Origin of the sequence: Cohnella soli (genome assembly GCF_042655525.1) — a bacterium.
Taxonomy (GTDB): Bacteria; Bacillota; Bacilli; order Paenibacillales; family Paenibacillaceae; genus Cohnella; species Cohnella soli.
Map to the genome: position 1 here is coordinate 497580 of NZ_JBHSMI010000025.1, position 13037 is coordinate 510616.

The 13037-nt window shown below is 50.6% G+C and carries 10 protein-coding genes; 1 reads left to right on the forward strand and 9 read right to left on the reverse strand.

Annotation, left to right across the window (positions count from 1 at the left end):
• Positions 1 to 341: 341 nt before the first annotated feature.
• Entirely contained in the window at positions 342 to 3080 is a 2739-nt protein-coding gene (locus ACFPOF_RS15290; protein ID WP_378134087.1) for a DUF7402 domain-containing protein, read from the reverse strand.
• A gap of 384 nt (positions 3081 to 3464) precedes the next feature.
• Positions 3465 to 4328: an AraC family transcriptional regulator gene (locus tag ACFPOF_RS15295; RefSeq protein WP_378134089.1), complete on the reverse strand. Its 864-nt coding sequence runs from the start codon at positions 4326 to 4328 to the stop codon at positions 3465 to 3467.
• Between the two features lie 141 nt (positions 4329 to 4469).
• Between ACFPOF_RS15295 and ACFPOF_RS15300 the strand changes: the two genes are divergently transcribed.
• Positions 4470 to 6032 (forward strand): HEAT repeat domain-containing protein, encoded by a 1563-nt coding sequence (locus tag ACFPOF_RS15300; protein ID WP_378134090.1) that lies wholly within the window; start codon positions 4470 to 4472, stop codon positions 6030 to 6032.
• Positions 6033 to 6230: 198 nt separating this feature from the next.
• Here the strand turns inward: ACFPOF_RS15300 and ACFPOF_RS15305 are convergent, their stop codons facing one another.
• The 7 genes from ACFPOF_RS15305 to ACFPOF_RS15335 form a co-directional block, all read right to left on the reverse strand.
• A complete protein-coding gene (locus tag ACFPOF_RS15305) occupies positions 6231 to 6977 on the reverse strand; it encodes a phytanoyl-CoA dioxygenase family protein (protein ID WP_378134091.1) in 747 nt (248 codons plus the stop codon).
• A 115-nt stretch (positions 6978 to 7092) separates the two neighbouring features.
• The gene (locus tag ACFPOF_RS15310; protein ID WP_378134092.1) at positions 7093 to 7959 is read right to left on the reverse strand and encodes an AraC family transcriptional regulator; all 867 of its coding nucleotides are present in this window, start codon (positions 7957 to 7959) and stop codon (positions 7093 to 7095) included.
• Positions 7960 to 8019: 60 nt separating this feature from the next.
• A complete protein-coding gene (gene gap, locus ACFPOF_RS15315; RefSeq protein WP_378134093.1) occupies positions 8020 to 9069 on the reverse strand; it encodes a type I glyceraldehyde-3-phosphate dehydrogenase in 1050 nt (349 codons plus the stop codon).
• A 392-nt stretch (positions 9070 to 9461) separates the two neighbouring features.
• Entirely contained in the window at positions 9462 to 10301 is an 840-nt protein-coding gene (locus tag ACFPOF_RS15320) for an amidohydrolase family protein (RefSeq protein ID WP_378134094.1), read from the reverse strand.
• Positions 10302 to 10306: 5 nt separating this feature from the next.
• On the reverse strand, positions 10307 to 11404 hold the full coding sequence (locus ACFPOF_RS15325; protein WP_378134095.1) for a mandelate racemase/muconate lactonizing enzyme family protein: 1098 nt from the start codon (positions 11402 to 11404) through the stop codon (positions 10307 to 10309).
• A gap of 23 nt (positions 11405 to 11427) precedes the next feature.
• Positions 11428 to 12189, reverse strand: coding sequence for an SDR family NAD(P)-dependent oxidoreductase (locus tag ACFPOF_RS15330; RefSeq protein WP_378134096.1), 762 nt, complete (start codon positions 12187 to 12189; stop codon positions 11428 to 11430).
• A gap of 52 nt (positions 12190 to 12241) precedes the next feature.
• Positions 12242 to 12916 (reverse strand): GntR family transcriptional regulator, encoded by a 675-nt coding sequence (locus ACFPOF_RS15335; protein WP_378134097.1) that lies wholly within the window; start codon positions 12914 to 12916, stop codon positions 12242 to 12244.
• Between the last annotated feature and the right edge of the window lie 121 nt (positions 12917 to 13037).

Sequence of the window (13037 nt, forward strand, 5' to 3'; positions counted from 1 at the left end):
ATTTCAGATGGATTTCATTTTACGCCATTTTCGGTCCGAGTGCAAGATTGGGTTAAAGTCCTAACACTTTATTATATCTTCGACTGGAACGGACCGTTATCAACCGCTTGCGCAATCTGGACGCTCAACTGGCTGCTCGCATTCAGCTCAAGACCGATTTGGCCTGCCGTTTTTCCAAGAAACATGGAGCACTTGATTTCTAACAATCCATTCGAAAATAAATTGCGAAATCCAAGCACTCCATGCTTACCAAAGTCATTTTCGCAACATCGAAAAATATCGAATACTATTCTGAAATAACAACACGAACAGTCTGCGAAGTCTTCCGTTACATAATAACTTTACGGTGCATACACTTGCATTTCCGATAAACCGACATTTGACCCGCTTCCGCCGGACACCTGGAATCTCACCCAAGTGACCGTCTTGTTCGGAAAAGTCACGGAATAAGCGCTGCCATCGTTCGGAATGCCTGTAACGGTCAACGAGCTTCCGTCGCTGAACGTGAGCGTTCCGCCCGGTGCCCAGTCGGTAGTATTCGGCCTGTCGAAGAAAGTGATTTTATTCATCGTTTGACTGCTGCTCCAGTCCAGCTGCAGCCACGGATTCAGCTGTCCAAGCGAAGCCCATTCGCCGCTGCCGTGAACGCCGGTGACTCCATCGATGGCTTTGGAGGCCGCATAATTGCTATTAAACACTGAAGATGCTGTCGCCGTTGCGGTTCCAACGAGATTGTGAATGACCGTAATACTGCTCGTTGCCGTATAGCTCCCATCCGCCGTCGTCACTGTAATCAACGCACTGCCTGCGGCAAAGGTCCGGACGACGCCGTTCACGACCGTTGCGACGCTCGGTTTGTTGGAACTCCACGTTGCCTTTTGGTTGGTCGCGTTGCTCGGTGCAATCGTAGGCGTTAAGTCCATGACCGTATTGATATCCAGCGTAGCCGAACTCGGGCTTAGGCTAACGCCCGTTACCGGAACCGGCGAAGGTGGGGGGGCAACGGTAATGGCGCTCGTATCCGTTTTATTGCCATCCGCCGTCGTGACGGTAATGGTTGCCGAACCGTTAGCAACAGCCGTCACGACGCCGCTGGAATTGACGGTCGCAACCGACGGATTGCTTGAACTCCAACTTACTGCTTGATTTATAGCGCTTAATGGGAGAATGATAGGCTTCAACGAATAGATTTGGCCTGCGCTGAGCGTTAAGGCATTCGCGCTTAGCGTGATTCCCGTCACCGGTTGGCTCAAGATGCCGTCGCTGAATACTTTGAGTTCGGATAAACCGACATTGGAACCGCTTCCGTTCGCTACCTGGAATTTGACCCAAGACACATACTTATTAGGGAATGTTACGGAATAAGCGCTTCCGTCATTCGGGATGCCGGTAACCTCAAGCGTGCTTCCGTCGCTGAAGGTCAGCGTTCCGCCAGGTGTCCAGTCAGTCGTATTCGGCCTATCATAGAACGTAATCTTATTTATCAATTGAGACGTATTCCAATCCAGTTTGATCCAAGGGTTCAATTCATGCAGGGAGGCCCACTCGCCCGTACCATGCTGACTAATAATGCCGTCTATCGCCTTATCGGGCGTATATCTGCTATCAAAGGATGACGAGGCTGTCGTTATCGAAGTGCTGGCGACATTCGTTGACCGGTAAGCTTGGAATTCGGCTAGTCCAACATTCGAGCCGCTTCCGCCCGATACTTGGAACTTCACCCAAGTGACCGTTTTATCGGGAAAAGTTACAGAATACGCGCTGCCGTCATTCGGGATTCCTGTAACGGTCACACTGCTTCCGTCACTGAACGTAAGCGTTCCACCAGGCGCCCAATCCGTACCATTCGGCCGATCGTTAAACGTGATTTTATTGATCGTTTGGCTTGAGCTCCAATCCATTCGGATCCAAGGATTTAACTCGCCCAAGGAAGCCCAATCAGACGCAATCGAATTGTCGATGGCTTTTGAAGGTACATAATTGCTGTTAAATTGGCTTGATGCCGTTGCCGTGGCCGTCAAGGACAAATTATAGGGCTTGCGATGTACGGATGACAACGCCGCCTTAATCGCCTGCAATTGGGACAACGAATCAGAACCGATGGAACCGTCTCTGAAGAGAGCTACATCCAAAGAGACGACCGCACCAATCGATGATGCATTTTGAAGATAATCGATGATTTGGGAGTTCGAGAACTGCAGATCCGTATTCGCCCACGTTTTTCCTAAATGCGTTAACGTGTGCCACTGTTCGCCGTTTACAAAGCGCGAAGTCGGCAATACAGGTAAGCTATCATGTTCGCCAGCCGTATAATCTTCGAACGAAGAACCGTATGCTCGGACAGGATCGGTGATCCCCGGATTCAGGGCGACAATGGCATTCGGGTTGCCCGCTTTCAATGCATCGGATAAAGTTTGCAAGCGCGCAGTATTATAGTCGCTACCTGAACCGGTATCTGAATAACATCCATCCACCCACCAACCGGCGATTTTATTCCCGTACCGCAAGCTATATTCTTTTGCAACATTGCTCCAACGCTTAACGAACGTATCGTTGATGCCGCTGTAACCCAAGCCTGCGCTTGCTTTTTCATCCCAACGAGGTCCGTCGCCCGTCCAATACAGCATGAGTTTAATGTCTTTCGGATTTAAAGCATCGTATAAATCGCTGATCAGATCGCGATGCGACGTTGCTTCGCCTGGTTGATAACCCGTGTATTGGTCATAAGTCGCGTTCGGTGCGATCATGTATTGACTAACCTGCTGCACGGTAAAAATCACGTACTTTGCCCCTGCTTGCTCCATTTGATCCGCAAACGTATTGACGTTAAAATCATTTACGACCTCGTCCCAAGAAGTGCCCGCCTTGCCTTGGGTCAACAAAGTATTCTTGACCGTCCCAAACTGATCTACGCCATTCTGAATATGATTCAAATAATGCACGAACACCCCGTACTTCGCATTCATGAACCAGTACGTATTCGGGTTATAGGGAGTTGCAAAAGCGAATTGCGCCATCGAAAAATAAGTGGACATCATCACAAGGACAGCAAGCAAGGTTTTGGTTGTTTTCTTGAACATGAAATTGCCTCCTTTAATTAGAAAAGCAATTGGAATGCCAGACGAATTGCGATTTCTCCTTTCCATTAGCCTTCATCTGCTCCATTTTGCAATATCCAACCTTTACATGCTGGTCATCTTGTCATGAACACCCCCCCCTTTCAAATAGAAAAGGGAACTCCTATGTTTTCGCTATGTGAAAGATGCATAGCTGCTTAGAAGTTCCCGGTGTCAGTCAGCATAATCCCGCGCCACGGGAAAGGAAACGATAAAATTCGAATAAACTGGTGATTTTTAAATATTAATTACCAATAAATTTTCAAATATCGTTTCGTTGAACTTCCACCAGCCAATGTCCGGCATTGCCGGGAGATAGGTTGGATATTTCTCTTCATAAGCCGCAGATCACTTACTCTCCTCACGAAACTCCCGCGGCGATCTGCCGCTTAGCTGGCGAAATAGCTTTGAGAAGTAGTGCACGGAAGAGAACCCGTGCTTTTCTGCGATTTCGGTGACACTGATGCTCGTAAAGCGCAAATCATCCTTCGCCCGGTTAATCCGATATTGATTGATATATTGAACGGGAGGTATCCCGGTCGCTTGTTTGAACAGATCAAAAAAATACCCTCGGCTGATGTGCAATTCATTATAGTAGGCGGCCAAGGGCTGCAGATCGCCTCGCACCAGGTCCTGATCCAATCGTTCAAGCAGCTTGTACATGCGAGGATCGGGGATCTGCTCCTCTTTCAGAGCAGAGGCGAGGAAAAACTCGATAAACTGCTGAAAACGACTTTGAACTTTTAAACTGCGGACGAACGTCCGCTCGTTTGTATACTCGTTATCGGTGTAAAACGTCTCGAACTGATCGATCCATATTCGCGGCTTTTCCACTTTGACATGCTCAGGGATGAAGTGAGGAAATGCAGGCCCGATCAATGACGGCTGCAACTGAGCCTTGTCATAGCAGATTGTACTAGGGTGGGGGAAAACCGCATGGCGATCCACGTATGACCAATCGAAATAACAGCAGATGTGGACGATCGGGTCAACGCTGTCGGCAATCCAATCGTGCGGCTGTCCAGCCTGCATGTAGACCAGGGAACCGGGCTGCACTTCGTACGTGCGGCCGACTGTATGAACAACGCCTTTACCTTCGCTAATCAAGTAGAGCGAGGAAGCATAGCAATGCCGATTGCGGCTCTCTTGAGCTTTGGAAAAAGGATACCGGGTTGCATAGTACACATACGGATGAAAGCCTGCGAAATCCATTTTTGGACCACTTCCTCTGCCTGGAATTCGAATAATTAATATGACGATTGTATAAATGGTTGACGCTTCTGTAAATACATCAGAATGGCCGGTTGATACAATGTTATTGAATGAAACACGCCATTTAAGGAGAGTTCAACTATGCTGGATAGCAAATATTTGTTGACGGATGAACAAATGATGCAGTTCATTACGAAAGGCTACTTCGTACTACGCAACGACTTGCCGCTTCAGCTCCATCAGAGCGTTATGAAAGAGATTTATCATGTTTTTCATGAAGAAGGCAACCCGGGGAACAACATTTTGCCGCGCGTACCGGACATTCAGCAGTTTTTCGACACGCCGGTCGTCAAAGGCGCATTAACGAGTGTGCTCGGTCCCGACTATTACATGCATCCGCATCGGCACTGCCATTACAACCAGCCGAAAAACCAGACGCCGGGCGGCGGGCAATGGCACAAGGACGGCTATTGGTCGTCCATGCGCAGTCACCGGCCGTGGTGGGCAATGATTTTCTATTACACGCACGATATTACGGAGGAGTTGGGACCTACCGCCATCATGCCGGGCACGCAATATTATGAGAAGTTTATCGGCGATCGGGGCGAGACGCTGTTGCCGACGGGCAAGGCGGGAACGATGGTTTTGGTCCATTTCGACTTGTGGCATAAAGCAACGCTGAATGTGACCGATATGGATCGCTATATGCTGAAGTTCCAGTTCGTCAGACTTCACGAGCCGAAATATCCGAGCTGGAATCATCAAAACAAGGAAATGATTGTTCCGGAGGGGGCGCCTGCTTTCCACTTGAACCTGTGGCAGGATGTATGGGACTGGCTTCGTGGGGAACGGACGTCGAGGCAAGCCGGCACGCCATCGGACGACGCGGCTCGATTAGCGCAACTTCAGCAACAACTTACAGCCGCGGATGCAGACGTTCGCGGCCGGGCCGCGGACGAACTGGGACTGCTCGGAGAGGCCGCCGCTTCCAGCGCTTCCGCATTAGGCCTCCTTCTGAGCGATCCGGTAGAAACGACGGCCTTGAACGCCTCCTATGCGCTTGGTCATATGGGACCCGCAGGAGTCGAACAATTAATCTGTCATATCGCGAGCGGGACAACTTTGGTCGCGGAACGTGCTGCATACGGATTGCAGGGAGCCGGCGTGGAGACAATACCCGCGTTGCTCCAACTGCTAGAGCATAAAGATGAGAAGCGAAGGGCGCTAGCGGCGTTCGTGCTGGGAATGATCGGCTCTGCAGCAGATGAAGCGGTTCCTTCGTTAATCGCAAGCTTGCAGGATACTAGCGAATGGGTTCGCCGAAATGCGATCGAAGCGTTGGGGATGATCGGAAATGCATCAGATCTTGTCGTTCCTGCCTTGACGAAAATACTGGAGGAATCTCTTCACAGCGAATCTGAAGCTCAAAGTTCGAACGACATGTACATTAGCAATCAAAGCTATATCAGCAACAAGATCGGCTATACGGCAGCACTGTCGTTGCTTCGTACAGGTAAGGATGGCGATGCCAAACAAGTTGTCCGTTCCTTGGAACAAGCGCTGCATAGCAAAGACCGCTACGTCAGAGCCTATGCAGCGGAGGCGCTCACCTATCTTCGGACGGATGAGGCTGTCGATGTCCTGATCCGATATTATCGAACTGCCCGATGGTGTTCGGATACGAGTAAAGCGAGTCCTTTTTAAATTCGTGAAAGAGCCCTTTTGTTTGATGAAGAGGGCTCTTAAGATTTATCTCAATTCAATTGACCGTTCCCTGCGTCTCCGCTTTGAATATTCCAGACTCAATCTTGTAGCTAGATAGCTTGAATAATAGCACCCATAACGCCTAGATCAGCCTAAGCTGCATCCTTGGCTGTTCCTCCTTCGAATCGGCACATCGCTTTACGCGTTGACGAACGAACTGCCGGCGATGTCCTTACCTCTGGCCAGCCATATTTTGAAGCCCTCGTTCTTCTCCGGAATCACCTTCGCGTCGGTCGCGAAGTATCGCATCGTATAACCGCAGCGCCGATACTGGCTCTGGTTCGCCTGTGCACCGTGGATAATGCGCGAATCGTGCAGCGAGCATTCCCCTCGCTCCAATTCAAAGTACACTGCTTTGGAATCATCTACCTTCTTAATTTCCGTTTCGAAAATATTGTCTTTTAATCCGACCTCTTCATATTCGGAGAACCCGTCGCGGTGCGTGCCGGGGATAACCCGCATGCAACCGTTCTCCTTCCAGCTGCGGTCGATGGCCAGCCAGATCGTTACGATCTTGTCGAAGCGGGTCAACCGTCCGTCCCAGTAAGCGGAATCTTCGTGCCACGGCGTCTGCTTGCCGATGACCGGCTCCTTACAGATGAAGTGGCTTGACCATAAGCCGATATTCGGCCCAATCAACGGCTCAACCAGGTCCAGCACTTCGTCGGAGAGCAGGAACTTCAGCAAGCGCTCGTCCCGGAAATGCGGCGTATCCAGCTCTCTGTTCAGCTTCCGCCCGACCATTTCCCACTGTTCCTCGAAAATATCGCTCAGTTCCCGCAGCTTCTCCGGACCGAACACTTGCTTATGGTGAAGCAAGTACCCGTTCTCGCGATAAAATTCCACTTCTTCTTGCGTTAATCGGTTATTGGATGGGTTAGACATATACCGACGCCTCCTGTCGATGATAGATGTGATTCAAGCCACACCCCCATTATCTCGAAGACTAGTCGGCATTACTTGTACGCTCCAATGGAAAAGTATGCATATCTTCAGGTCATCATTCTGTCGACGTTAATCCGCCCCTATGTCGAGCCTGCCTTGGCGTCCGACCATACTTACTCTTGAACGCGCGCTCAAAATGCGACAAGTTGCCGAATCCGGAGGCGTAGCAGATTTCCGTAATCGGAAGCTGCGTCACGCCGAGCATGGAATGGGCGAATTGCAATCTCGAATCTTGCAAAAACCGTTGAAAGGACACTCCCGTTTCCTTGCGAAAGCATTCGCTAAAATAGTTGGCGGACAAGCCGACATGGCGGGCAGTCGATGCCAGAGTGAGCGGCTCGTGGAATTGGAAGGATATGTACGTCACCGCCTTGACGATCGCGGGATGGATAGCAGCGTTCCCACCATGTCCGACACTCAGGCGACCCGCCCGTTGACTACGCATGACCTCCACCAACACCCGTTCCAATGCACCGGCAATGACCCATTCCCCACCTTGAACTGGCTGCTCCGATTCGTCCCACATCCGCTCGAATTCCCGCTCGATCGGCAGCAGCCTATCTTCCTCCAGCTCAACCTGGATGCCTTCGCCTGCTTGATAGATCCACTGCAGCAGTTCTGAACGGATGTAGCGCTGCACAAAGATGGCGTTAAACAAGTGCAAAGTCTGACCCGCGTCCGGGACAATCTCGTGGAAGTCGGCCGGCGTCAACAGGAACAGGCTTCCACGCTTCAAAGGCTTGGCTTTTCCGTTGAAAATATGGGTCCCCGCCCCCGACGTCACCAACGCGATTTCAAAAAATTCGTGCCAATGTACGGACACGACCCATTCGACCTGATGGCGAAAAAGACGAAACGGCGTATCCAGCAGCATGTACTGCTCATGCAGCAGACGTTCGGGCGTCTTGCGTTCCCGTTCCATATGACATCCCTCCTCTTCACACAAAGATACTAACAGGTTACACGTAATAATATCAAAACATTATCTCTTTTCACGAGATTGACTACTTTTGGTTGAGACCGGCTTTCCCATTTTGCCTGCCAATGCAGTGAAATCCATGACCCTTGAAGCGTAAGCCCACTCATTGTCATACCAAGCTAACAATTTGACCTGATTCCCACGTGTCAGAATACTTAATCCATCGATAACGGCGGACTTATCATTGCCGATATAGTCGGCAGATACTAACGGGAGTTCACTGTACCCCACGTACTCCTTCATCTTCCCGGCAACCGCCTGACGGAAAACTTCCCGTACCTCATCGGCAATTGCGGATCGTTCGAGATCAACCTGCAAATCAAGCAGCGATACATCCTGAGTCGGTACGCGAACAGACCATCCCTGAATGTGCTTCGCCAAATGCGGGAGCACATCAGCAAGCGCCTTGCTGACGCCAGTCGAAGTCGGAATAATCGAACTCGTACAAGAACGGGCACGCCGAAGATCTTTATGCGAGTTGTCGAGATGGTTCTGATCGTTCGTAAATGCATGAATGGTTGTCATCCAGCCTTGGCGGACGCCGAAAGCGTCATCGAGCACTTTGAGTACGGGCGATAAGCAATTCGTCGTGCACGAAGCGGTGGATAGAAGCCGATGCGCGTCAGGATCATATCGATCATCGTTCACGCCCATTACGACAGTCAAATCCATCTGCTTGCCTGGCGCAGTGACCAGCACTTTTTGTACGCCCGCATGTAGATGTCTTTGTGCTCCCTGCCGATCATTGAATTTACCCGTCGCATCAATCACCAATTCGACGCCGAACTGCTGCCAAGGAATCGACTCTGGCGATCTTTCCGCTACTATGGCTACCCGCTTTCCGTTGATCAGAAGATCATTGCCTTCTGCCGCGACTTCGGCATCCCATGTTCCATGAACGGAATCATATTTCAACAAGTGCGCCAACACTGCAGGCGGACTGGTTGAGTTGATCGCTGTTAATTGATAATCCGTCGAATGATCCGAAAACGCTTTACGAACACAAAGCCTTCCAATTCTCCCCATTCCGCTTATGCCAATCCGCAATTTCATCCCCGCCTTAATTAGTATGTCATTAATATAACGAATCACATATATAGCACACAATATTTAATGTAAAAATTCGAATAAATGACACACTATTTCATCGATTATCGTGAAACTGATTCATCTCACACTAACGCATAATCTTCTCCAAGACGGATTCGCTGCGCGTCGTTGCCCGATATAGAAAAGGATGCCTCCCAAGATGCGAGCTTGAGACTCGCAGTTTCGAGAGAGACATCCGAAATTAACACCAGTCTATGAATATTAATCGACATGGAACAATTCTTCGATCGACGCCCATCATTCGCCGGGCTGGCGGGTTTCAAGCGGCTCTTGGCAAGGATCGGTTAAAACCCTTTTGATCCGACGTATTCAAAATAGCCGTCTTCAATCCCCCCTCAGCAACGAATCCCGTAGAAGCTTCTCGCCGTTTCGCCCAAGATCGCGTCTCGGTCCTGCTCGGAATAGTCCGCGATGGCGATATTCGTTTGTTCCCATACTTTCGCGTAATCCCCTGCGAGATTAGCGACCGGCCAGTCGCTGCCGAACATCAGCCTTCCGGCGCCGTAGTGCTTCATCGCGTAGTCGATGTACGGTTTTAAGTCGTCCGCTGTCCAGGAATCAGGATCGGCTGCAGTGTTTAAGCCGGACACCTTGGCATACACATTCGGATATCTGGCCGCTTCGGCAAACTGCTCCGCCCACGCCCCCATTCCCTTCTCCTTGATCGGCGGTTTGGCGAAGTGATCGATGACCATCCTCAATTCCGGCACCTTCGCGGCCACGTAGGGAACATGCTTCAGGTGGTTCGGGAATACGCCGACCAGATCAAAAGTTAAACCATAGGAGGCCAGCACCTTGAGCCCTTCGATGACGGAGTCCCGAATGATCCAGTCCGGGTCTTTCTCTTCGTGAATAAGATGCCTTACCCCTTTGAAATAAGGGTTCCTTGCATAATCGCTTAATTTCTTATCGGCGATTTCCGGAATGTTCAGCGGCACCCAGCCGACGACCGCGCCGATCCATGTTTTCTCGGCCGCGATCTGCAGCATAGAAGCCGTGTCTTCATAGGAATTCGCCGCTTGGACAAGCACTGTTTTGTCGATGCCTGCTTTCTGCACGAACGGTTCCATTTCTTCCGCTTCGAAGTTCCGGCAGATCGGCCCGAAGGCCGGATCCATCCACGGATAGGCGACCTTCTCCAAGTTCCAGAAATGATGATGAGCATCGATCTTCATCGCCATTACCTCACCCGGTATTCTTCGAAAAATTTCGGCAATATCGTCGTCGATGCTCCCGGCATTTCAGGCAGCACGTAGTGTCCGTCCTTCACGGTTGCCGGTTCCTCGAAAATATGGCGAATCCACGGAATATACTCGAGCATGATTGCATTCTGCGTCGATGCGACGAGATGCTGATGGATCTGTCCCATATCCCCGACATGCGGGCAGATCGGCACGTCATACGATGCGGCAAGACCCGCGACTTGCACCCATTCCGTAATACCGGCAACACGGGTGACGTCGACCTGGCAATATTCGACTGCGCCATGGTGAATGTAATCGCGGAAAGCGTATTTGTTGTACACGTGCTCGCCGAGCGCGATCGGCACGTTCAGTTCGTCCGCAAGTTTCTTATGTCCCATAATATCGTCCGGATTCAGCGGCTCTTCCAGCCAGAACAAGTCGAATTCCTCGAGCTTTTTGCCCCACGTCATCGCGGTATTGATATTCCACTGCTGGTTGACGTCGATCATGAAAATCACGTCGTCGCCGATCGCCTTTCGCACCGCTTTGCACCGGTCGTAGTCTTCGCGCGGGTCCGGCTTGCCGACTTTGATTTTAACGCCAGTGAACCCCGACTCGACGATGTCCGTCACATCTTTCAACAGCCGCTCCTTCGTCCAGTTCAACCATCCGCCGTTCGTGTTGTAAGCTTTGATCCGCTTGGATTTCGCACCTCCAAGATATTGCCATAACGGCTTGTTCGAAGCTTTCGCCATAATGTCCCACAGCGCGATATCGACAGCCGCCAGCGCCATATGCGTCACGCCGGACCGACCGATCCAATGCATTTTGCCAAAACGCATCTCGTCCCACAGTTCCCTGACCATAAAAGGATCTTTGCCGACGAGCAGAGGCGCATAGTACTTGTCGATTGTATCCACGATCATATCGTCGCCATGCGCGCATGTCCCCGTATAGCCATAACCGATGAAGCCTTCATCCGTGTAGATTCGAACGCCGGCCAATCCCCAGTGCGTCGCGACGTTAATCGCGTCCGTAATCGGCGGCGTAATCGGCACGTGCAAAACAAAACTTTCTACTTTCGTAATTTTCATCTGTTCCCTCTCCCAATCGTATATTAGTAGCCGAGCGATGCTCCCCCGTCTACGGGGAGCGCAACGCCCGTAATAAAACCGGATTGATGACTCGCCAGGAACAGCGCCGCTTGCGCGATCTCTTCCGATGATGCCGGACGGCCAAGCGCGTGCATGTCATTGAGCACCTGAACGGTTGCAGTCGGATTGTCCTGCCGCTGAATCCATTGCTGTAGAAGAGGCGTAGACACTCCCGCTGGGCAAATACAATTGACGCGCACACCGTCGGACGCATAATCCAGCGCGAGCGATTTCGTCATCGCGATCACGCCGCCTTTGGCCGCGGCATATACGGGATTCATCTTCTGACCGACCAATCCGTTCAGAGAAGCCATGTTCACGATCGAACCGCGTGTTTTCCGCAGCTGCCCGATCCCATGTTTGATCGTCAGATACACGCTTTTCAGATTAACGCGAACGAGGCGATCGAACTCTTCCTCTTCGATTTCTTCCAGGAACTTGGGCAAAATGACAGCGGCGTTATTGACGAGTACATCCAATTGTCCGAACTGTTGGATCGTGGCTGCGATCAGAGCTTGAACATCCTGCCCGTTCGAGACATCGGTCTTCACCGCTATTACCTCTTTACCAGCTAATCTTAGTTCTTCGGCAAGCCGAGTCGCCTCCTGCTCGCTCCAATCGGCGATGACCACTTTCGCCTCCTGCTCCGCAAACAAACGTACGATCGCTTCGCCGATCCCCGAACCGCCGCCGGTGACGATGGCTACTTTTCCGACTAGGTTCATTGAGCATCCTCCATTCGAAATCATTAATCATGTATGATTTAGTTCAAAATTTTTAGATGAAGAAGTTACGCGTACGACGATGCGAATTCTGGATATGCTGAAGCAAATTCCGCTCCGCAGCCGCGAAATCTTTGGCCTGGAGCGCATCAATAACGAGCATATGCTCCGCCCATTCTTCTTCGATCACATTCTGCTCCATGTCTTTGCGAATGAAAGACAAGTATCTCTGAATTCTTTCGATATAGACAAGAATGAGATTTTTTAAGGTCGTATTGTCGCAGTAATCCAGAATCAAGCCATGAAGGCTCTCGTTCATTTCGGCAATCAGCACGATCTTCTCGTTACTGTCCGCCGGCTTTCTGACCGACCATTTCTTCATTTCCTCGGCCACATTCGCAAGCAACGTTTCCGGAATACGAGGAGCAGCTTTGCGGATCGCCAATCCTTCCAGGTCCAGCCTGATCTCAAAAATTTCGTCCAATTCTTGCAACGACATCTCGGTCGCGTACATCCCTTTAAAAGGGACCATGTTCACTAGCCCTTCGGAAGTTAACCGGGACAAAGCCTCCCGAATCGGAATATTGCTCACTTCGAGTTCGCGGCCCAACTGGTCGATATTGATCTTTTCCCCGGGAGCAATGTCATGGTTAATGATCTGCTCCTTGATCAAGGCATAGATTTCATCTGTCAGTACATAACGATTCAAACCTTTTTTCAAATCAATCACCGATCCGTCGCATAAAAAATCGTACATGATTTATTATAGGAAAAAATCAACGTGCGAGCAAGTGAGTTTTTACTGAAGAACGGATAATAAGAATCGTTTCACAGCAAACTCTAGAATGCGC

Bases quoted from the DNA above. Each gene is read 5' to 3' on its own strand.
- ACFPOF_RS15290 (WP_378134087.1), bottom strand. From the start codon at position 3,080: ATGTTCAAGAAAACAACCAAAACCTTGCTTGCTGTCCTTGTGATGATG.
- ACFPOF_RS15295 (WP_378134089.1), bottom strand. From the start codon at position 4,328: ATGGATTTCGCAGGCTTTCATCCGTATGTGTACTATGCAACCCGGTAT.
- ACFPOF_RS15300 (WP_378134090.1), top strand. From the start codon at position 4,470: ATGCTGGATAGCAAATATTTGTTGACGGATGAACAAATGATGCAGTTC.
- ACFPOF_RS15305 (WP_378134091.1), bottom strand. From the start codon at position 6,977: ATGTCTAACCCATCCAATAACCGATTAACGCAAGAAGAAGTGGAATTT.
- ACFPOF_RS15310 (WP_378134092.1), bottom strand. From the start codon at position 7,959: ATGGAACGGGAACGCAAGACGCCCGAACGTCTGCTGCATGAGCAGTAC.
- gap (WP_378134093.1), bottom strand. From the start codon at position 9,069: ATGAAATTGCGGATTGGCATAAGCGGAATGGGGAGAATTGGAAGGCTT.
- ACFPOF_RS15320 (WP_378134094.1), bottom strand. From the start codon at position 10,301: ATGAAGATCGATGCTCATCATCATTTCTGGAACTTGGAGAAGGTCGCC.
- ACFPOF_RS15325 (WP_378134095.1), bottom strand. From the start codon at position 11,404: ATGAAAATTACGAAAGTAGAAAGTTTTGTTTTGCACGTGCCGATTACG.
- ACFPOF_RS15330 (WP_378134096.1), bottom strand. From the start codon at position 12,189: ATGAACCTAGTCGGAAAAGTAGCCATCGTCACCGGCGGCGGTTCGGGG.